This is a genomic window from Actinoallomurus sp. NPDC052308 (assembly GCF_040679195.1).
Lineage (GTDB): Bacteria > Actinomycetota > Actinomycetes > Streptosporangiales > Streptosporangiaceae > Actinoallomurus > Actinoallomurus liliacearum.
Map to the genome: position 1 here is coordinate 872,352 of NZ_JBFAUM010000001.1, position 19,468 is coordinate 891,819.

At 72.7% G+C, this 19,468-nt stretch carries 19 protein-coding genes; 8 read left to right on the forward strand and 11 right to left on the reverse strand.

Translation table 11 applies throughout. The features are described from left to right. The first annotated feature begins 14 nt into the window (after positions 1 to 14). Positions 15 to 1,814 (forward strand): protein kinase, encoded by a 1,800-nt coding sequence (locus AB0L00_RS04420; protein WP_364428172.1) that lies wholly within the window; start codon positions 15 to 17, stop codon positions 1,812 to 1,814. Between the two features lie 131 nt (positions 1,815 to 1,945). Beyond that, positions 1,946 to 2,377, forward strand: coding sequence for an ATP-binding protein (locus AB0L00_RS04425; RefSeq protein ID WP_364428175.1), 432 nt, complete (start codon positions 1,946 to 1,948; stop codon positions 2,375 to 2,377). Between the two features lie 104 nt (positions 2,378 to 2,481). Here AB0L00_RS04425 and AB0L00_RS04430 read toward each other — a convergent pair whose 3' ends face one another. Both AB0L00_RS04430 and AB0L00_RS04435 read right to left on the reverse strand, forming a co-directional pair. Then, on the reverse strand, positions 2,482 to 3,147 hold the full coding sequence (locus AB0L00_RS04430) for a response regulator transcription factor (RefSeq protein WP_364428178.1): 666 nt from the start codon (positions 3,145 to 3,147) through the stop codon (positions 2,482 to 2,484). Continuing rightward, on the reverse strand, positions 3,144 to 4,439 hold the full coding sequence (locus AB0L00_RS04435; RefSeq protein ID WP_364428181.1) for a histidine kinase: 1,296 nt from the start codon (positions 4,437 to 4,439) through the stop codon (positions 3,144 to 3,146). The genes AB0L00_RS04430 and AB0L00_RS04435 overlap by 4 nt, the downstream gene beginning before the upstream one ends. A gap of 350 nt (positions 4,440 to 4,789) precedes the next feature. On the opposite strand from AB0L00_RS04435, the gene AB0L00_RS04440 reads away from it, so the two are divergent. After that, entirely contained in the window at positions 4,790 to 5,896 is a 1,107-nt protein-coding gene (locus AB0L00_RS04440) for an alpha/beta hydrolase-fold protein (protein WP_364428184.1), read from the forward strand. Position 5,897: 1 nt separating this feature from the next. On the opposite strand, the gene AB0L00_RS04445 is transcribed toward AB0L00_RS04440, so the two are convergent. Beyond that, positions 5,898 to 7,286 (reverse strand): cytochrome P450, encoded by a 1,389-nt coding sequence (locus AB0L00_RS04445; protein ID WP_364428187.1) that lies wholly within the window; start codon positions 7,284 to 7,286, stop codon positions 5,898 to 5,900. A 148-nt stretch (positions 7,287 to 7,434) separates the two neighbouring features. Here AB0L00_RS04445 and AB0L00_RS04450 point away from each other — a divergent pair, with 148 nt between their 5' ends. Continuing rightward, on the forward strand, positions 7,435 to 8,235 hold the full coding sequence (locus AB0L00_RS04450) for a DUF427 domain-containing protein (protein ID WP_364428190.1): 801 nt from the start codon (positions 7,435 to 7,437) through the stop codon (positions 8,233 to 8,235). Between the two features lie 72 nt (positions 8,236 to 8,307). Here the strand turns inward: AB0L00_RS04450 and AB0L00_RS04455 are convergent, their stop codons facing one another. From AB0L00_RS04455 to AB0L00_RS04480, 6 genes are all read right to left on the reverse strand, one after another. Next, complete coding sequence (locus AB0L00_RS04455) at positions 8,308 to 9,084, reverse strand: DeoR/GlpR family DNA-binding transcription regulator (protein WP_364428192.1); 777 nt, start codon at positions 9,082 to 9,084, stop codon at positions 8,308 to 8,310. Between the two features lie 180 nt (positions 9,085 to 9,264). Next, positions 9,265 to 9,915: a response regulator transcription factor gene (locus AB0L00_RS04460; RefSeq protein ID WP_364428195.1), complete on the reverse strand. Its 651-nt coding sequence runs from the start codon at positions 9,913 to 9,915 to the stop codon at positions 9,265 to 9,267. Continuing rightward, positions 9,912 to 10,616 (reverse strand): ATP-binding protein, encoded by a 705-nt coding sequence (locus AB0L00_RS04465; RefSeq protein WP_364428197.1) that lies wholly within the window; start codon positions 10,614 to 10,616, stop codon positions 9,912 to 9,914. Before AB0L00_RS04465 ends, AB0L00_RS04460 begins: the two co-directional genes overlap by 4 nt. A gap of 165 nt (positions 10,617 to 10,781) precedes the next feature. Then, positions 10,782 to 11,453 (reverse strand): response regulator transcription factor, encoded by a 672-nt coding sequence (locus AB0L00_RS04470; RefSeq protein ID WP_364428200.1) that lies wholly within the window; start codon positions 11,451 to 11,453, stop codon positions 10,782 to 10,784. A 278-nt stretch (positions 11,454 to 11,731) separates the two neighbouring features. Further along, on the reverse strand, positions 11,732 to 12,883 hold the full coding sequence (locus AB0L00_RS04475; RefSeq protein ID WP_364428203.1) for a CaiB/BaiF CoA-transferase family protein: 1,152 nt from the start codon (positions 12,881 to 12,883) through the stop codon (positions 11,732 to 11,734). A gap of 160 nt (positions 12,884 to 13,043) precedes the next feature. Then, positions 13,044 to 13,193 (reverse strand): hypothetical protein, encoded by a 150-nt coding sequence (locus AB0L00_RS04480; RefSeq protein ID WP_345360328.1) that lies wholly within the window; start codon positions 13,191 to 13,193, stop codon positions 13,044 to 13,046. 544 nt (positions 13,194 to 13,737) lie between these two features. On the opposite strand from AB0L00_RS04480, the gene AB0L00_RS04485 reads away from it, so the two are divergent. Together AB0L00_RS04485 and AB0L00_RS04490 are read left to right on the forward strand one after the other, a co-directional pair. Further along, positions 13,738 to 15,078 (forward strand): HAMP domain-containing sensor histidine kinase, encoded by a 1,341-nt coding sequence (locus AB0L00_RS04485; protein WP_364428205.1) that lies wholly within the window; start codon positions 13,738 to 13,740, stop codon positions 15,076 to 15,078. Beyond that, entirely contained in the window at positions 15,075 to 15,737 is a 663-nt protein-coding gene (locus AB0L00_RS04490; RefSeq protein WP_364428208.1) for an HAD family phosphatase, read from the forward strand. Before AB0L00_RS04485 ends, AB0L00_RS04490 begins: the two co-directional genes overlap by 4 nt. A gap of 113 nt (positions 15,738 to 15,850) precedes the next feature. On the opposite strand, the gene AB0L00_RS04495 is transcribed toward AB0L00_RS04490, so the two are convergent. After that, a complete protein-coding gene (locus AB0L00_RS04495; protein WP_364428211.1) occupies positions 15,851 to 17,041 on the reverse strand; it encodes an ROK family protein in 1,191 nt (396 codons plus the stop codon). Positions 17,042 to 17,105: 64 nt separating this feature from the next. Between AB0L00_RS04495 and AB0L00_RS04500 the strand changes: the two genes are divergently transcribed. Together AB0L00_RS04500 and AB0L00_RS04505 are read left to right on the forward strand one after the other, a co-directional pair. Then, complete coding sequence (locus AB0L00_RS04500) at positions 17,106 to 18,332, forward strand: MFS transporter (protein WP_364428214.1); 1,227 nt, start codon at positions 17,106 to 17,108, stop codon at positions 18,330 to 18,332. Positions 18,333 to 18,370: 38 nt separating this feature from the next. Then, positions 18,371 to 18,751, forward strand: coding sequence for a phage holin family protein (locus AB0L00_RS04505; protein WP_345360313.1), 381 nt, complete (start codon positions 18,371 to 18,373; stop codon positions 18,749 to 18,751). Between the two features lie 4 nt (positions 18,752 to 18,755). On the opposite strand, the gene AB0L00_RS04510 is transcribed toward AB0L00_RS04505, so the two are convergent. Continuing rightward, complete coding sequence (locus tag AB0L00_RS04510; protein ID WP_364428216.1) at positions 18,756 to 19,451, reverse strand: histidine phosphatase family protein; 696 nt, start codon at positions 19,449 to 19,451, stop codon at positions 18,756 to 18,758. Between the last annotated feature and the right edge of the window lie 17 nt (positions 19,452 to 19,468).

A 19,468-nucleotide genomic window follows, 5' to 3' on the forward strand; every position in this document is an offset into this window, starting at 1 on the left:
TATCGTCCTCAGCTATGCCACTGGGGGAGGGTTTCGTACTCGGCCATCGCTACCGGCTGCTCTCGCACATCGGGCGAGGCGGCATGGGCACCGTCTGGCATGCCCATGACGACCTCCTCGCGCGCGACGTCGCCGTCAAGGAGGTCCTCTTCCCACCCGGGCTGAGCGAGGACGAGCACAAGGTGATGTACGAGCGCACGCTCCGTGAGGCGCGCTCGGCGGCCCGGCTCAACCATCCGGGGATCGTCACGGTGCACGACGTCGTCGAGGAGGACGGCCGGCCCTGCATCGTCATGGAGTTCGTCCGGGCGCGCTCCCTGCAGGAGGTCATCGACGAGGACGGCCCACTCCCGCCCGCCCAGGTGGCCGAGATCGGCGCGCAGGTGCTGGCCGCCCTGCGCACCGCGCACGCCGCGGGCATCACCCACCGGGACGTCAAGCCGGCCAACGTGCTGCTCGCCGGGGCGGCGGACGAGCCGGTCTCCCGCTCGACGCGCGTCGTCATCACCGACTTCGGCATCGCGACGATGGAGGGCGACTCGACGCTGACCCAGACCGGCCTGATCATGGGCTCGCCCGCCTACATCGCCCCCGAGCGGGCGCGCGGCGACAAGGCCTCACCGGCCTCCGACCTGTGGGCGCTCGGCGCGACGCTCTACGCCGCGGTCGAGGGGCAGTCGCCGCACCACCGGCCCGAGGCGATGGCGGCGCTCACCTCGGTGATCTCGGAGGAGGCGCCGCCGCCCCGGAACGCCGGGGCGCTCGCGCCGGTGCTCATGGGCCTGCTCGACAAGGACCCCGCCCGCCGCCTGACGGCGGACGAGGCGGCGGCGGGCCTGACCCGTGCCGCGCAGGGCACCCGGCCGCTGCCCGCCCCCGGCCCGGCGACGGGCGGCAACGGCGCGGATCCCGGACACGAGCGGCCGCCGGCCCCCTGGCGTCTCGCCGCCGAGGCTCCGCCGCCGCCGAGCCATCCCTCCGCCGCCATGGCGGACCCCGGAGCCGGCGGGCGAGCCCACGGCCCGGCCACGGTGAAGGACCCAGCTCCGTCCGGCGCCGCCCGCCCGGATTCGAGCGGGCCGCCGCCCGGCGTGACCGGTCCGATGAACTCCGCCGGCGCCGCGCAGGACGAGACGTGGATGCGGTCCTACGACCGGCCCGGACAGGCGCCGGCCGCGGCCGGGCGCGGCGCGCGGACGGTCGTCGTCGCCGTGGGGGCCGTCCTCGTCGTGGCCGCGCTCGCCGTGGCGCTGCTGCTCTACTTCTCCCGCGACGGGCACCCGTCCGCGAAGAATACGCACCCGCCCACCGCCTCACAGTCCACGAAGCCGAGCCAGTCGTCGGCCAAGGGCACGCCCTCGCCCCGCAACACGATCCCGGCGGGCTACCACCAGGTCACCGCCCAGGACGGATCGACGCTCATGGTGCCGAAGGGGTGGCAGCACACGATCAACGGTCCCCGGTCCGAGAAGTGGCAGGACCACCGGACGGGGAACCACATCCAGCTGGACACCATCCCCTGGGGGACGGACGACCCGGTGAAGCACTGGCAGATGTTCGGGAAGGACGCGCCGCAGAACCTCTCCGGGTTCCAGTGGGTCGTCCAGCCGCATCCCGAGACGGTGCACGGTGCGGAGGGGGCCAACGCGGAGTACTCCTGGAACTACGGCAAGTACGGGAAGGTCTACGCCTTCGACTCCGGGTTCGCCGTGGGCACCCAGCAATACTCCCTCATGTCCGCCGGCGGGAATCCGGGTGCCGCCGCGGTCCGGTTCGACAAGGCGCTCGCGTCATTCCACCCCGGCGGCCGGTGACGCCCGCCCCGTGACGCGGCGCGGTGACGGTCGAGTCCGTCGCCAATTTTCTTACATTGAGTAATCGATCAACACTCTCTGTCACGATGTAAGGCGCAGGTGAGGCGAGACACTTCGTGAAGGGAGCTCCCGTGCATACGACTGTGCGGGCGGCCTATCCGGCGGACCGCACCGCCGTGGCGCAGGCGCGCCGGTTCGTCCGGGACACGCTCATCGCGTGGGGCGCCGAGGACGCGCTCGACGACGCGGTGCTGCTGACGAGCGAACTGGCCACCAACGCCATCACGCACGCAGGCACCCCGTTCGAGGTGGTCTGCCGCGTGGACGACTCCTCCGTGCAGGTGGAGGTGGTGGACCGTGACCCCGCGCGGCTGCTCCCGGCCCCCCGCGAGGCCGACGACCTCAGCGTCAGCGGCCGCGGGCTGCTGATGCCGATGCTGCTCGCCGCCGCCTGGGGCGTGTCGTACGCGGCCGGGTCCAAGACGGTCTGGTTCCGCCTGGCCACCCGGTCGGCGTCGGCCTGGGCGCCGGCGCCGTGCGAATGCGTCACGCCGGTGCGGTGACCGTACGCCCGTCCCCGCCGCGCCGCGTCCCGCGGTCGCGGCACGCCGGTGCGGCGACCGGGCGGGCCCACGCGCTCGTACGGCCGCACGCCGGCCGTCGCGTCCTACTGCAGCCAGCCCGGCTTGACCAGGCCCGTCTCGTACGCCATCACGACGAGCTGGGCGCGGTCGCGGGCGTGCAGCTTCACCATCGTGCGGCTCACGTGGGTCTTGGCGGTCGCGGGGCTGACGACCAGGCGTCCGGCGATCTCCTCGTTCGACAGCCCCTCCGCCACCAGCGCCATGACCTCGCGCTCCCGGTCGGTCAGGCCGCGCAGCTCCGCCGCGGAGCGGGGCTTCCTCGCCTTCGCGGCGAACTCCGCGATGAGGCGCCGGGTCACGCTCGGCGACAGCAGCGCGTCGCCGGAGGCGACCTCCCGTACGCCCCGGATCAGGTCGGTCGGCTCGGTGTCCTTGACCAGGAAGCCGCTCGCCCCGCCGCGGATCGCCTCGAAGACGTACTCGTCCAGCTCGAAGGTCGTGAGGATGACGACCCGGGTGTCCGTCAGCCGCGCGTCGCCGACGATCTCGCGCGTCGCGGCCAGACCGTCGAGCACCGGCATCCGGATGTCCATCAGCACGACGTCGGGGCGCTCGCGGCAGGCCAGGCGTACGGCCTCGGCGCCGTCCCCGGCCTCGCCGACGACCTCGACGTCGGGCTGCGCGTCGAGCAGCGCCCGGAACCCCGCACGGACGAGGGCCTGGTCGTCGGCGAGCAGTACGCGGATCAATCGTGCTCCTTGTCCCGGGCGGGTGCCCCCGCGTGCTGATCGTCGGATGTCCTCGCGTCGTCCCGGCCGGGCGTCCCCACATGCTGGTCATGGGGCGTCCTCGTGTCATCCCGGGCGGACGTCCCCGCCGGCGTGCCGTCCACGGGCACCGGGAGGGTCGCGCGGACGCGGAACCCGTCGGCGCCCGGCCGCGGCCCCGCCGTCATCTCCCCGCCGAGGGCGGTGACGCGTTCGCGCATCCCGGGGATGCCGTCACCGCCGCCGGGCAGGTCCCCGGGGGCGCCGCGCCCGTCGTCCTCGACCTCCAGGAGAAGCTCGCCCGCGCCGTACGCGACGCGCACCGTCGCGGTCACGCCCGGCCCGGCGTGCCGCGTCACGTTCGTCAGCCCCTCCTGGAGGATGCGGAACGCCGCCAGGTCGATCCCGGCGGGCAGCGGGTACGGCCGCCCGGTCACGCGGGTCCGTACGGTGATGCCCGCCGCCCGCGCGCGGGAGACCAGATCGTCGAGGCGGCCCAGGCCCGCGGTCGGCGCCCGGGGCGCGTCCTCGTCCACCTGGCGCAGGACGCCGAGGACGGAGCGGACCTCGGTCAGTGCCTCCTTGCTGGCCTCCTTGATCGCGGCCAGGGCCGTTCGCGCCTGCTCGGGCCGTTCGTCCATGAGGTGCAGGGCCACCCCGGCCTGAACGTTGATCATCGAGATGTTGTGCGCGAGGACGTCGTGCAGCTCCCGCGCGATGCGGAGGCGTTCCTCGCTGGCCCGCCGGCGTTCCTCCTCCGCGCGGGTACGACGCGCCTCGGCCGCCCGTTCGCTGCGGATGCGCACGAGCTCGGCGCCGGTCAGTACCAGCAGCAGCCAGATCAGCATGACCAGGGCGTGCGTGGCCGGCCAGGCGCGCAGCCGGAACGGCCCGAACGGCGTGAGCGCGCCTACGCCGTTGAGCACGGCGAACCCCGCGCCCGTGACGATCCAGGCGGCGACGCGACGCCCGGCACCGACCGCCGCCACGATGGCGACCACCATGCTCAGGAAGACCGGTCCGAGGACGTGACCGCGAAGGATGTAGCAGTCGGTCACGGCGAACACGACCGCGAGCGCGGCGACCGGGAGCCGCCGCCGGGCGAGCAGGGCGACCGGCCCGGCGACGAGCAGCGCGTACGCGAGCGCGTCCAGGTGCCGGGCCTGGTAACGCATGTTCGCGTCGGCGCCCGTGGAGCCCATCACCTGGATGAAGCCGACGACCAGCGGGATCACCCAGACCGCCAGCGCGCCGGGCCGCCATCGCGTACTCACGCCTGCACTCTAGGATGCGGCTGCGCGGGCGGGCATCCGGTCGAAGTCGGCATCCCGCGTACGCCCCGGGGAGTAGTCGCGCCGCCCCCTATGATTTACCGGCCGATAGCCCTCCAGTGCGGATACTGGTTGATCTCGGCCGATTTGCGGCTTCTGGGCAACTTTTCTCGTGCCTCAGGCATCTTGTGATGGAGAGCGTGTGATCGCGGATACCGTAGTCGGCTGAGCGCGGCGTTGAGCCACGCTGAGAGTTCGATGAGTTTCAGGCGCGTGCCCTCGGGGGGCGAGCCGGATCTGAGAGGGCACCAGTGGGACTGACGAGCGGGGGATTCTTCGCTTTTCTCATCGTGGTGGCCGTTGCCGCCACGGCCGCGACCATCTGGTGGTGGCCGAAGTTCGCCGGCTCCGGCATCGGCGCGTTCCTTGCCCGGATCGGGCTGTTCCTGACCGCCCAGGTCACCCTGATCTTCGTGCTGCTCGCCGGGGTGAACAACTACTTCCTGTTCTACGCCTCCTGGTCGGACCTGTTCGGCACGAACAACCAGGGCGTCAACGTGCAGCTGAACAACAACAGCAGCGGCCCGAGCAAGCCCCAGGGCACCGGACGGCCGCTGGCCCGCCAGATGACGACCATCGGCCAGAAGAAGAAGGCGAACCCCGCCAAGGACGGCCAGATCGAGCAGGTGGAGGTCCGGGGCGAGCGCACCGGGCTGACCACGCAGGCGTACGTCTACCTGCCTCCGCAGTACTTCCAGAAGAAGTTCGGCAAGCGCCACTTCCCGGTGATGTACGACTTCACGGGCTTCCCCGGCGTCCCCGAGCAGCTCATCACCCGCTTGGGCGTGCCGGAGACCGCCACCAAGGAGATGACCGCGGGGCGGGTCCAGCCGATGGTCATCGTGATGATGCGCCCGACACCGACGTCGGTGATGCCGAGGGACACCGAGTGCACGGACGTGCCCGGCGGCCCGCAGGTGCTGAGCTTCTACACCCAGGACGTGCCCGAGAGCCTGGCGTCCACCTACCGGTTGGCGACCGGCTCCCGGAGCTGGGGCGTGATGGGCGACTCGACCGGCGGGTACTGCGCGGTCAAGCTGGCGATGACGCACTCCGACCGGTTCACCGCGGCGGTCTCGATGGCCGGCTACTTCTACCCGCGGCAGGACTGGCAGACCGCCGACCTCTACGCCGGCAGCAAGCAGGTGAAGTCGGACAACAGCCTGATCTGGCGGCTGCAGCACCTGCCGCCGCCCCCCATCTCCGTGCTCGTCACCACCAGCCCGGACGGCGAGAAGGACTTCGGCGAGGCGCGGAAGTTCCTTCAGCTGGCCGCGGCGCCCATGGCCACGGACAAGATCCTGGTTCCGGGCGGCGGTCACAACCCGCACACGTGGAAGCGGGTCACGCCGAGCGCCCTGCAGTGGATGAGCGCGCACCTGGCCCACGAGGGCCCCTGATCTAGGGCGTGCGTGCTCCGCACGCCTCAGACGGGCGGCTGCGAGGGTTCCAGCGGATCGGCAGGTGCGTGATGCCGTTGTGGACGTTCGACCGCAGCCGCCGTGCCTCGCCGGCCGGCTCGATCGCGTCGAAGCGGCCGAGGACGGCCGCGAACATGGCGCGCATCTGCATCCGGACCAGGTGCGTCCCCAGACACGCGCGCGGCCCGTGGCCGAGCGCGACGTGCTCGTTCGGGGCGCGTCCGACGTCGAACCGCGCGGGATCAGGGAAGACCGGCTCATCGCGGTTGGCCGAGGCGAGCCAGACGACGAGCCGCTCGCCCTTGCGGACCGGCACGTTGCCCACGACGGTGTCGGTCGCGGCCGTACGATCGACGCAGATGAGCGGGGACCACCACCGCAGCATCTCCTCGACCGCGGCGTCGAGCAGGCCCGGGTCGGCGCGCAGGCGCTCGACCTCGGCCGGATTCTTCAGCAGGGCGAGCATTCCGCCGGACAGCCCGCCGCGGACGGTGTCGGTCGCCGCCGCCGCGAACAGCCGGAAGAGGTTCTCGAACTCCTCCACCGGAACCGGGCCGTTCTTGCCGCCGGACTGGTGCACGAGGACGCTCATGAGGTCCTCGGCGGGATGCCGGCGCTTGTACTCGGCGAGTTCGCCGGCGTAGAGGCGCAGGTCGGGCAGCTCTCTGCGCTCCTGTGGGGCGGCGGCGCCGGGCTCCGCGGAATCGGCCGTCGCGGGATCGAGCGGCCCCTGGGGCCGCGCGGTGACCGCCCGGCGGGCCATCTCGGTGCAGGTGGCGGTGTCGGCCGCGACCTCGGGGGAGTATCCGACCGGGTAGCCGGCGACGGGGCGGCCGGTTACCCGGTCGGACCAGTCGGACAGCAGCCACCGGTCGGTCTCCGGGATTCCGAGCAGGTCGGCGAAGCTGAGCAGCGGCAGTTCCGCCGCGATCTCCGTGGCGAAGTCCGCCTCGCCCTTCTCGGCCACCGCGTCCACGAGGGCGCACGCCCGGCGCTCGATGCGGTCGGCCAGGCCGTCGATGGTGCGCGCGCCGAACGCCCGGGGCAGCCGCCTGCGGAGCCGGGAGCGTACGGGCGGGTCCGCGGGGGGCGCGCTGCCGCGACCGTGGCCGAGGCCCTTGTCCGCGGTCCCGCGCGCGGCGAAGAGCTTCGGGTTCTGCAGGACGTGGCACGCGTCGGCGTGCCGGAGCACCGCCCAGAAGCCGGGGCCGGCGGATCCGTGGTCGACCGGGCGCTCCTCGATCCAGACGACCGGCGTGGAGCCGCGCAACCGTGCCAGCGCGTCGTAGGGCACCCCCCGCACGTAGGTGTCGGCGCTGTAGATCATCTCGGTATCGGAGACCGGCGTGGCGACTCGTCGTTGAGTCATGAGTTCCCCTCCCGCGTCTAAGGACCGTATCCCGCACGCCGCTTCCAGACCAAGGGCCGGTTTCGGCCGCCACCGGAATCCCCGTCGGGACCGAGGCCCGTTGACGCGGTCGCGGAATTCCTCCTCGGAGGCCGAGGTTCTCCCGGACATGAGCCTCACGCTGCCTGGAGCCCCGCTGTCCGGAAGGCCCGCCGGAGTGTTCAACGGGGACGTCACGGCCCCGCCCCACCTGCTCTACTTCGAACCGACCCCGAAGCGGATCCGCGTGGAGTTCGGCGGCGAGACGATCGCCGACAGCACCGGCGCGCACCTGCTGTTCGAGACCGGGCTGCTGCCGGTCTACTACCTCCCGGTCGCCGACGTGCGCATGGACCTGCTGCGGCCGACCGACCACGCGACCCACTGCCCGGTGAAGGGCCAGGCCTCGTACTGGACGGTGTCCGCCGGCGGCCGTACCGCCGAGAACGCCGTGTGGGGGTACCCCGACCCGATCGCCCCCTGGCTGAAGGGCTTCGTCGCCTTCTATTGGGACGCCATGGACGCCTGGTACGAAGAGGACGAACAGGTCTTCGGTCACCCGCACGACCCGTACAGCCGGATCGACGTGCTGCGCGGCTCCCGGCGCGTACGGGTGAGCGTGGGCGGCACCGTGCTCGCCGAGTCCGAGCGGCCCATGGTGCTGTTCGAGACCGGCCTGCCGGTCCGCTACTACCTGCCGCGCGAGGACGTGCGTCTCGACCTGCTCCAGCCGTCCGACACCGCCACCTGGTGCGCGTACAAGGGACGGGCGCGCTACTGGGCGTACGGCGGCGAGGACGTCGCGTGGACGTACGAGGAGCCGCTGCACGACGCCGAGCGGGTGCGCGACCTGGTGTGCTTCTTCAACGAGCGGGTCGACCTGGAGATCGACGGCGAGCCCCGGCAACGCCCGGCCTCCCGCTGGTCCTGACCCTCGGCCGGACGCCCCGCGTCGTGCCCGTTCCGGCCCCGGCCGGCGGCGGGCGGCCCGCCGGTCCCGGCCTCAGGCGGGGACGACCTTGACGCCGGCCTCCTCGTAGGCGCGGGTGTCGGCGCTCGCGTCGGTGACGAGGATGTCGATCTCGCCGAGTCCGCAGATCTTGGCGAAGGCGCGCTCGCCCAGCTTGGAACTGTCCGCCGCGACGACGACCCGCTCGGCGCGGAGCGCCATCTGCCGGTTGATGTTCGCCTCGTCCTCATTGTGGCAGGTGGCGCCGCGCTCGACGTCGATGCCGCTGACGCCCAGGAACGCCATGTCGAGGGTCACCTGGTCGAACACCCCGTTGGCGAGCGGCCCGACCAGCTCGTACGACTGCGGCAGCGCCACCCCGCCGGTCAGCACGATCTTCACATGCGGTCGTACGACCAGCTCGTTGGCGATGTTCAGGGCGTTCGTCACGATCGTGATGGCGGGTGCGCCGTTCTCCGCGTGCAGGTCGGCGCGGGTCGCCAGGGCCCGCGCGATCTCGGTGGTGGTGGTGCCGCCGTTGACGCCGATGACCGCGCCCGGCTGCACGAGCTCGGCGGCGGCCGCCGCGATCCGCTGCTTCTCCGAGGCCTGCCGGGCGCTCTTGTAGCGCAGCGGCAGGTCGTAGGTGACCGTGTGGGCGACCGCGCCGCCGCGGGTGCGCGTGAGCATCTGCTGCTGCGCGAGCTGGTCGAAGTCACGGCGGATGGTCGCCGTCGAGACGGCCAGCTCGGCGGCGGCCTCCTCGACGCTGAGCCGTCCCCGACCCGCCAGTAGCGACAGCAGGTCGTTCCAGCGTTCGTACCTGCTCACCCGCGCCTCCTCCACCGGTTGCTCAGAGCGGGGGGCAGGGCGCAGGTCAACGATTAGACCACTTGCCACGTCTGAGCTTTGCTGATCGTACATCGCCCGGACCGCGCACGAATGGGCATGGGGCGGGAGTGACCGCAGTGACTCCGGCAATGGACCGCCGGAACGGGACACGCCGGGTGATCAGGGCAGCAGCCACTCACCGGTGCTGACGCTGACCAGCCCGTGCCGCGCGGCGACGATGACGGCCTCCCGCTGGGAGTGCACGCCGAGCTTGGTGAGCACGCTCTGCACGTGACTGCGGGCGGTGCTGTGGGTGATCCGCATGCTGCGGGCGAGCGCCGCGGTGTTCTCGCCCCGGACCAGGCGGGTGAGGACCTCGCGCTCGCGGGGAGTGAGGTAGTTCGCGAGCCGCTGGGCCTCGGTGCGGGGACGCGCCGGAAGCCGGCCGGCCGCCTCCGGGTCGACGACGACCTCGCCGGCGTGGACCCGGGCCAGCAGGTCGACGATCTCGCCGGCCTGCTGACCCTTGTGGGCGAAGCCCCGCACCCCGGCGGCCAGCCCCGTCTCGACCGTCCCGGGATCCGCCGAGCCCGTCAGCACGACGAACCGGGTGTCGGGAGCCGCCGCGACGAGCTCCGGCAGGCTGCCCAGCACCGAGCCGGTCGGGAACCGCAGATCGATGAGGCACACGTCGGCGCGTACGCCCGGCAGCAGCCGCAGCGCGGCCTCGGGGGAGTAGACGACGCCGACCACGTCGTGTCCCTTCTCGCGCAGCACGACGGCGAGCGAGTCGGCGAACACGGCGTGGTCGTCGCAGACGAGCACCCTCATGGGCCCTCCGAGGAGGGCAGCAGGATCCGCACCCGCGCCCCGCCGAGCTCGCACCCCCGTATCTCGATCAGACCGTCGTACTCGGCGACCAGGTCGCTGACGATCCCCAGGCCCAGGGAGGCCAGGCCGCTCGGCCCCGCCCCGAACCCGGGGCCGTCGTCGTCGATCTGGACGACCGTCCAGTCCGCCTCCACACCGACGCGCACCTCGACGTGGTCACGGGCGATGCGGTGGGCGTTGTCCAGGACGTTGCGAACCGCGCGCCAGAGCGCGAGCGGATCGATGTGCGCCCAGGCCGGGTCGGCCGCGTAGGAGATGCGGCGGGGCGAGGACAGCCGCAGCCCGGCCACGATCTCACCGACGAGCCGATCCACGGGCACCCGCTCCGGGCCGGCCGGCACGGGACCCTCCTCCTCCGCCTCGAGCTGCCGGAGCAGGTGGTCGAGCCAGCGCGTCTCGCCGATCAGCGCCTCGACGCGCTCCCGGCTGACCGGGCCGATGTCGTCGGAGACCGCGACGGCGGACGCGAGCATGATGATCGTGCCGAGTTCGTGGCGGATGTCGTGCCGGACCCGCCGGCGCCACAACCGGGCGTCGTCGGTGTCGAGCAGCGACGCCTGCGGCGTGCCGGTGGGATCCGCGACGCGGCCTGCGCGTGCGGACGCCTGTGGTGGCGAGGACCGTGCCGTTGCACTGATCATCGAAGACCCCCGTCTTTGAAGTGACCGACCGTATCGACGGTCACCCTGTACGACGCGGGTGTCCAGGCGAGTGGCCGCAACCAGACCGGACCTGGCCACAGGTGGTCACTCCGTCACTGTGAGTGAACCGTGCTTGAAATTCGGGCGTCTTAATGGAAACGCGTGTCAGAGAGGGGGGTCCTCGCCCGGATCGGTCGGCGTCACCCCGGCGCGCATGGCGATGGTGATGGCCTCCACCGCCGAATGCGCGCCGAGCTTCGCCAGGAGGTTCTGGGTGTGAGTGCGGACCGTGTTCGCGGACAGGCCGAGGCGCTCGGCGATCCTCGTGCGGCTCAGCCCGTCCACCATGCCCTGCAGCACCTCGCCTTCGCGGGGCGTGAGCTCGGCGAGCGCACCTCCGCCCTGCTCGCCCGAGGCCACCAGGCGGCGCAGCACGTCGCCGAGGACGTCGGGCGGTACCCACCCGCCCCGGCCCGCCGCGCCGCGGATCACCCGCGCGACCAGGTCGGCGCTCTCCGTCTTGGGCACCCAGGCGACCGCGCCGTGCCGCAGGGCGGTCACCATCGGGGCGACGTCGATGATCGCGCTGAGGATCACGACGCGCACCTCCGGGCGCCGTCGCCGCAGGAGATCGAGCGCCTCGAGCCCGCTCTCCTCACCGAGGACGAAGTCGAGCACCACGACGTCGGGCGACTCGGTGGCCACGAGCGCCGCGGCGCGGCGGACGTCGCCCGCGACGGGGAGCACCTCAAGGTCGGGTTCCGCGGCCAGCCGGGCCGCGAGCGCCTCGGCGAAGAGCGCGTGATCATCGACGATGAGGACGCGGATGGACCTCATGAGGTGAGCATGACGGACGCGACGCCCGCGCAGATCCTGCATTTGACGGAGACGGCCCGGTGTAATCTGCCCATTTCACCGAAGACCGCCCCACCACGTCGGCCCCGTCACCCGTAGCGAATCGAAGGCGCTCGTGAAGAAGGGCTGGCACTCGGACGGCCCGGTGGGCTACGTCTGGAAGTCCGCCTGACGGACGCCTCACCGCGGGCCGCGCCCGCGAAGGCCGTACCGGACGACGCCGTCCCCGGCGGCGTCGTCCGGTACGGCCGGGTGAGTGATCAGGCGATGGCGCCGCTCGTGCGGAGGGCGGCGATCTCGTCCTCGGTGAGGCCGATCTCGGCGAGGGCGGCGTCCGTGTGCTCGCCTGGCCGAGCCGGCGGGCGGGGCGTCTCGGCCCCGGTACGGCCGAAGCGCGGCGCGGGGGCGGGCTGGGCCATTCCGCCGATCTCCACGAAGCCGTCGCGCGCCCGGTTGTGCGGGTGGGCGGGGGCCTCGCCGAGGCCGAGCACCGGCGCCACGCACGCGTCGGTGCCGTCGAAGATCGCGGTCCACTCGTCGCGGGTGCGCTGCTTGAAGACCTCGGTGAAGCGCGCCCGCAGCTCGGGCCAGCGCTCCTGGTCGAGCTGGGCGGGCAGGTCCTCGTCCGCCAGGCCGAGGCCGCGCAGCAGGGCGGCGTAGAACTGCGGCTCCAGGGCGCCGACGCTGACGTACCGGCCGTCGGCGGTCTCGTAGGTGTCGTAGAACGGCGCGCCCCCGTCGAGGAGGTTGGTGCCGCGCTCGTCGCGCCAGAGCCCCTGGCCGCGCATGCCGTGGATGAACGAGGTCAGCAGGGCGGCGCCGTCGACCATGGCGGCGTCGACGACCTGGCCCCGTCCGGACCGTGAACGCTCGTACAGCGCGGCGAGGATGCCGAGCGCGAGGAGCATGCCGCCGCCGCCGAAGTCGCCGATGAGGTTGAGCGGCGGGACGGGCCGCTCCCCGGCGTGGCCGATCGGGTCGAGCGCGCCCGCGATCGCGATGTAGTTGATGTCATGGCCGGCCATGGTCGCCATGGGGCCCTCCTGGCCCCACCCCGTCATCCGGCCGTACACCAGGCGCGGGTTGCGTTCGAGGCAGACGTCGGGGCCGAAGCCGAGGCGTTCGGTGACGCCCGGGCGGAAGCCCTCGACGAGCACGTCGGCCGACTCGATGAGCCGCAGGAGCACGTCGACGCCGGCCGGGTCCTTCAGGTTCAGCCCGATGGACCGGCGACCGCGGCTCAACGGATCCGCGGTCGCCGCGCCGCCGACGAGGGTCGCCGCGCCCGCCACCGTGGACGGACGGTCGACGCGGAGTACGTCGGCACCCAGATCGGAGAGCACCATGCAGCCGAACGGCGCAGGTGCGAGGCTCGCGATCTCGATGACGCGAACACCGTGCAGTGGTCCCATGCTCACCCCTCAGGTCGGCCTTGCGGCACACTCTAGAACTTGGTTCTAGAGTGCCGCGCGGCGACCTGCGGAGCCGAGCAGGGTAAGACGCCCGGGTCGCGACGTCGAGACCAACGGGGACGTAGGGCTTGGCGCGAGACGGCGTCGCGCCGACAGGGGGTCACAGTGCGTTGACGAAAGCCTTCAGAGAGTTGCCCGCCGACGTCAGCCCACCGAGTGCGTTGTGCACGATGTGGGCCGCGCCACTGGGGGATGTCAGCAGGTAGAAGATGACAAAGGCTATAAGTGCCCAGGTCAGGTACTTCTTCATTGGCGCTCCCGCCTCCCATCGAACGCCGCTATTGTCGCCCATCTGTGGCGCGGACGGCAGTCATTCGTTGTCCTGATGTTCCACGGCCGGGCCGCCTCCGCAGGCGACCGCCCTCGCGACCGTACGTCTCCTCCAGTTGAGTATCACCGCTTCCCTGTGTTCTGTCGCGTGTCAACTCTGACACAAGTGCGTGTGTCAGGACGACCTCAAGTCGGCGACCTTTGCCACGTTCCATTGAAGGAATCGGACGTACCGGGCATGCCATCGGTCATGTCCGTATGCAGCCGCGTCGTCACCGCACGCGTCCGAAAAGGAACCCGTCCGGATCTACCGGCGGCGGTAGACGATTCTCTCGCCGCGCGGGGGCCCGCACCGATCCTCGATCACGCCCACCGGCAGGGGCCGCGCGGTGGCCGACAGCGGCCGATCGCTTCGCGGCCGGTGTACGCCGTGGGGTGACGGAATGCATAGGGAGTCCCCCGCTGGGTAGTTGTCCGGTGCTGTGGCATGGCTCAGGGGGCGCCGTGGCCGCGGGGGACAGCCAGTGCGACACAGGGACCAGACGATCCGGCAGCGCGCCACCGTCGTCGCGATGACGGTGACGGGGGTCGTCGCCGTGTTGCTCTACATCGGGGTGCTCGCCCTGATCCAGTACCAGGTGACGAGCCGGCTCTCGACGGAGCTGACGTACACCACCCGGCAGATGGCCGCGCTGGCCCGCGCGGGGCGGCTGACCAATCCCGTGATCACCGGCGGTCATCAGCTCGTCCAGGTGCAGAACGACCGAGGGCAGGTCGTGGCGGCCACCCGGAGCGTGTCCGGGCTGCCCGCCCTGCGCGCCCGGCGGCCCGCCGACGGGCAGCGCATCGAGCAGCGGGTGTGCGTCGACCCGCGCCACTGCCTCACGCTGGTCTCCCAGCGGGTCACCGGCCCGGGACAGGCGCTCACGATCCACTCGATCGCGCCGGAACCGGGACTGTTCCCGCGTCCCGGCCTGGCCGTCCTGCTGGCGCTGGGCATCCCCGTCAGCATCGGCGCGGCCGGCGTCTGGCGATGGTGGGCCGCCGGGCGAAGGCTGCGGCCGATCGAGGCGCTGCGCGACGAACTCGACGCGATCAACGCGGCGGATCTGCGCCGGAGGGTCTCGATGCCGCAGCGGCGCGACGAGTTCTACTGGCTGGCGATGGCCGTGAACGCGACCCTCGACCGGCTGGAGGCGGCCGTAGAGCAGCAGCGCCGCCTCGTCTCCGATGTGTCCCACGACCTGCGCAGCCCGATCGCCGGGCTGCGCGCCGAGCTGGAGATCGCGCTGATCGACCCGGAGGGCACCGACCTGCGCGAGGCGCTGGGCCGGACCCTGACGAACATCGACCGGCTGCAGAACATCGTCACCGAACTGCTCGCGCTCGCGCGCCGCGACGCGGGCCTGCCCAGCCGCAACGGCCCCGTCGACGTCGGCGACCTGGCCGAGCGCGAGGTACGCCGCGTGCCCCGGCGGATCACCGCAAAGGTGATCGCCGAGCCGGGGGCGGTGGTCCGGGCGAACCGGCTGGACATCAGCCGGGTGCTCACCAACCTCCTCGACAACGCCGCGCGGCACGCCGACTCCGAGGTCACCGTCACCGTACGGCGGCAGGAGAGCGAGGCGGTAGTCGAAATCTTCAACGACGGCAAACAGATACCTCCCGCCGACCGGGAACGGATCTTCGAACGGTTCATCCGGCTGCCGGACGCGCGGCAGCGCGACCCGGGCGGCAGCGGCCTCGGCCTGGCGATCTCCCGCGAGATCGCCCACGCGCACGGCGGCACGCTCACGCTGACCGACAGTGACAAGGGTGCCTGCTTCGTGCTCACTCTTCCCCTGCTGGCAGAGTTATCGGCGTGAATGCTGTGGTCTTCGACCTCGATGGCGTGCTCGTCGACTCCGAACCGGTCTGGGAGGAGGTGCGGCGCGCGTTCGTCGCCGACCACGGCGGGCGGTGGCAGCCCGACACCCAGCAGCGCCTGATGGGCATGAGCACCTCCGAGTGGGCCGCCTACCTGAGCGGCGAACTCGGCGTCCGGATGCCGGCCGACGAGGTCGCCCGTGGCGTCGTCGAGCAGATGGCCCGCCGCTACGAGGACGGCGTCCCGCTGATGCCGGGCGCGGTCGAGGCCGTACGGCGGCTGGCGTCCCGCTGGCCCCTCGGACTGGCCAGTTCCTCGCCGCGCGCGCTCATCGACGTCGTCCTCGACCGTACGGGGCTCGCGGAGTCGTTCCGGGCGACCGTCTCGACCGAGGAGGTCGCCCGGGGCAAGCCCGCCCCCGACGGGTACCTCCTCGCCGCCCGCAGGCTCGGGGTCGATCCGGTCGGCTGCGCCGCCGTGGAGGACTCCAGCAACGGCCTGCGGTCCGCGCACGCCGCCGGGATGCGCGTGATCGCCGTACCGCACCCGCGTTACCCGCCGGCCCCGGACGCCCTCGCCCTGGCCGCGTACGTCGCCGAGGACCTCGAGGACCTCACCCCGGACCGCGTCGCCGCCGCGATGAACGCCGCTCCCTGACGTTCCGGCGTACGGAGGGCTCGGCGAAGATCCTGGCCAGCGCGCGGTTCGTGGTGATGCGCGGCCCACGCGGAGGGTCTTCTCCGAAACCTCACGCCGCCGCTGGCCGGGGCTCAGCGGGCGGCCTGCCAGGCGGTGAGGCCCTCCGGCGTGAGGAAGGCGTCGAAGGCCAGCTCCGACGCTCCGACGAGGGTCGCGTCCCCGCCCAGCGCGGCCGGGACGACCTGGGGCGGCTCCTCGCGGCGGAAGGCCATGAGGCCGTTCTCGTAGGCGGCCGTGAACGCGCCCGTCGCCTGCTCGTGGAGCCGGACGCCCAGACCGGACAGCGTGACCCGCTGCGGGTCGAGCGCGTTGACGAGGGCCGCGGTGCCGGTCCCGAACGCGCGGGCGACCTCCTCGAGCGCGGCGGCGCAGCGGGGATCGCCTTCGGCGGCGCCGGCGAAGATCCGCAGGGCGTCCGCCCGTCCGCGCGCCGGCTCGACGGGGACCCCCCTCGCGCGCAGCAGCGCGTTCGCGCCGACCTGGAGCGACCAGCAGCCGACGGCGCCGCAGTCGCACGGCAGGTCCGAGCCGCCCAGCGGCATGTGCCCGAACTCCCCGGTCGTCCCCCGCGCGCCGTGCAGCGGACTGCCGTCGACGAGCAGCGTGCCGCCCAGGTCGAAGTCGACGTGGAAGTGCAGGCCGACGCCGACGCCGCGGAGCGCGCCGCGCCGCGCCTCCGCCAGGCCGGCGAGCGTCGCGTCGTTGCCCAGCGCGACCGGCGTCGCGCCGGCGCGCAGGATCTCCGCCGCCGGAACGTCGTGCCAGGACAGGTGCGGGATGTCCACGACGCGGCCGTCGCGGATGGGGCCGGGCAGCGCGACACCGACGCTGACGACCCGGGGACCGAGCTCGGTGAGCCACCGGTCGATCGCCGTGGCCAGGTCGCCCAGGACGGCCTCCGGCGGGTTCCCGGGGTGCGGCCGCTCCTCGCGCACCGTCAGGCCGCCGCCGATCTCGGCGGTGGCCGTCGTCCAGGCGTCCTCCCGCAGGTCGACGGCCAGGGCGAGGGGGCCTTCGGGGTGCGGGCCGACGATCGCGGTGGGGCGGCCGCGGGCCCGCTGCGGCGCGGGCCGTTCCTCGGCCAGCCGGGCCTCGGTCAGGTCGGCGACCAGGACGGCGGCCGTTCCGCGGGCCAGCCCGAGATCGCGGGTGAGCTCCGAGCGGGTGGCCCGGCCCGCGCCGTCGTGCGCGGCCCGTAGCAGGCGGACGAGGTTGTGCGGGCGCAGCTCGCCGCTGGTCGTCGCTCCGGTCACCGTACGCACCCGTCGATTGTGTCAGCCCTCCCTCTTCGATTATGTTCTCGGCAAGAGCAAATTAGGAGGGGCTGTGTTCGATTCCGTGGCCAGGCGCGCGCGCGTCGGCGTCTTCGGCTACTTCGGGCTGTGCGGCATGACCATCGGCATCTGGGCCGCGAGCCTGCCCGCCCTCGCGGACCGGCTCGACCTGACCGCCGGGCGGACCGGCACCACGCTGCTTCTGATCTCCCTCTCCGCGCTCGTCTCGATGCAGGCCGCGGGACGGATGGCGGACCGCTGGTCGAGCCGCCGGCTCACCTGGGTCGCCGGGCCCCTGCACGCCCTGCTCCTGCTCGGACCGGCGTTCGCGGGGTCCTACTCCGCGCTCTTGGTCGGCGCGGTCGTCTTCGGCCTCGGCTTCGGGCTGCTCGAGGTCGGCATGAACGCCCACGCCGTCGAGGTCGAGGTCCGCTACGACCGGCCGATCATGTCGGCGTTCCACGGCCTGTGGAGTCTCGGCGGCGCGGTCGCCGGCCTCGTCACGGCCGCCGCGATGCGGGGCGGCCTCGGCGTCCAGGCCCTCCTCGTCGGCACGGCGCTCATCATGGCGGTGCTCTTCCTTCTCCCGGCTCGTCTCCTCCTCCCCGGCCCCACGGCACGGGAGACGGCGGAGGCGTCGCCAGAGGCGGCGCGCCCGGGCCGCGGCCGGATCCCGAAGGTGATCGTGCTGCTCGGCGTGGTGATGCTCGCCGGCGCGATCTGCGAGGGCGGCGCGATGGACTGGGCGGCGATGCACGCCCGCCGCGTGCTGCACGTCTCGGCCGACCTGGCACCGCTGTCCTACACGGTCTACTCGGTGGCGATGACCACCATGCGGTTCCTCGGCGACCGGCTGCGCGGCCGCCTCGGCGGCGGCCGCACCCTGCGGCTGGCGGGCACCGTGGCCGCCACCGGCTACGCGCTCGTGCTGCTCGCCCCTTCCATCGGCGGCGCCGCCCTGGGGTGCGCCTGGGTGGGATGGGTCCTCGTGGGAATCGGCCTGGCGACGATCGTGCCGGTGGGGTTCAGCTCCGCCGGGGCGGACTCGGCCTCGGCCGGGCGGACGATCGCCCTGCTGACCAGCTTCGGCTACGGCGGGCTGCTGGCCGGCCCGGCCGTCATCGGCCACCTCGCCGAGGCGACCTCACTGCGGACGGCGCTGGTCCTCCCGGGCGTCCTCGCCGTCTTCGTCGCGCTGGCGGGCCCGCCGGCGATCAGGGTCCTCACCGCCCGCCGCGCCCCCGCTCCCGAGATCGCAACCCTGGAGAAGGCGTCCTGACCGTCGAACCGAGGCCCGCCGCGTGCGACGATCGTGTCGTGAAGATCCTGATTCGAGTGGTCATCACCGCTGTCGCCCTTTGGGTGGCGACTCTGGTGGTCCACGGCATCGACCTCACGGCCGCGACCACACCGCGCAAGATCGGCACGCTCGTCGCCGTAGCGGTGGTCTTCGGCCTCATCAACCAGTTCATCAAGCCGATCGTCAAGACCCTGGGCTGCCTGTTCTACGTCCTGACGCTGGGGCTGTTCGCGCTCGTCGTCAACGGGCTGCTGCTGTGGCTGGCGAGCTGGGCGGCGGACAAGCTGAATCTGCCGTTCCACGTGTCGGGGTTCTGGGCGGCGTTCTGGGGCGCGATCGTCGTCGGCCTGGTCAGCTGGCTGCTCAACCTCTTCGTGCACGACGACAAGGAGGACTGAGCCCTCAGAGGAGGCCGGCGTTCTTGAGGTGGCTCGTGTCGTTGAACGTGACGAGCCGCAGCTCGTCGTCCTCACGGGCCCAGACGGTGAGCGAGGCGTTCGCGACGACCGTGCGCTCGACGTCGAGCAGCTCCTCCTCGGAGAGGCGCTCGACGATGTACCGCGTCAGGACGACGATCGCGTCGTGCGCGACGACCAGGACCCGGCCGCCGGGATGCTCCCGGTCCAGGTCGCCGAGGACGCTCCGCAGCCGCAGCGCCACGTCGGCCCAGGACTCGCCGGCGGGCGGCCGGTAGTAGAACTTCCCGAGCCTGCGCTTGCGCTCGGCCTCCTCCGGGTGACGCGCCTGGACGCCGCGCTGCGTGAGGAGGTAGAACTCGCCGAGCTCGCGGTCACGGAACCGCTCGTCGAGGACGATCGGCGGCGGATCGGCCAGCTGCTCCAGGGCGAGGCGCGCGGTGTCCCTCGCCCGCAGGTACGGCGAGCACACGACCGCCGTCGGGCGCTCGTCCGGGGAAAGCTCGGCCAGCCGGCGACCGAGCGCGATCGCCTGCTCCCGCCCGAGCTGCGACAGGGGGACGTCGGCGTCGCGCAGGGTCATGTCGACCGCGTCCAGCCCGCGGGCCGCCGCGTCGTGCGCGGCGACGTTCCCCGTGCTCTCGCCATGCCTGGCCATGCCCAGCCACTCGAGTGACCTCACAGCACCGTGACCTTACC

Excerpts from the sequence above, each read along its gene's own strand:
- AB0L00_RS04480 (WP_345360328.1), bottom strand. The coding sequence starts at position 13,193 with ATGAAGAAGTACCTGACCTGGGCACTTATAGCCTTTGTCATCTTCTAC.
- AB0L00_RS04465 (WP_364428197.1), bottom strand. The coding sequence starts at position 10,616 with ATGATCAGTGCAACGGCACGGTCCTCGCCACCACAGGCGTCCGCACGC.
- AB0L00_RS04420 (WP_364428172.1), top strand. The coding sequence starts at position 15 with ATGCCACTGGGGGAGGGTTTCGTACTCGGCCATCGCTACCGGCTGCTC.
- AB0L00_RS04460 (WP_364428195.1), bottom strand. The coding sequence starts at position 9,915 with ATGAGGGTGCTCGTCTGCGACGACCACGCCGTGTTCGCCGACTCGCTC.
- AB0L00_RS04475 (WP_364428203.1), bottom strand. The coding sequence starts at position 12,883 with ATGGGACCACTGCACGGTGTTCGCGTCATCGAGATCGCGAGCCTCGCA.
- AB0L00_RS04470 (WP_364428200.1), bottom strand. The coding sequence starts at position 11,453 with ATGAGGTCCATCCGCGTCCTCATCGTCGATGATCACGCGCTCTTCGCC.
- AB0L00_RS04450 (WP_364428190.1), top strand. The coding sequence starts at position 7,435 with ATGAGCCTCACGCTGCCTGGAGCCCCGCTGTCCGGAAGGCCCGCCGGA.
- AB0L00_RS04445 (WP_364428187.1), bottom strand. The coding sequence starts at position 7,286 with ATGACTCAACGACGAGTCGCCACGCCGGTCTCCGATACCGAGATGATC.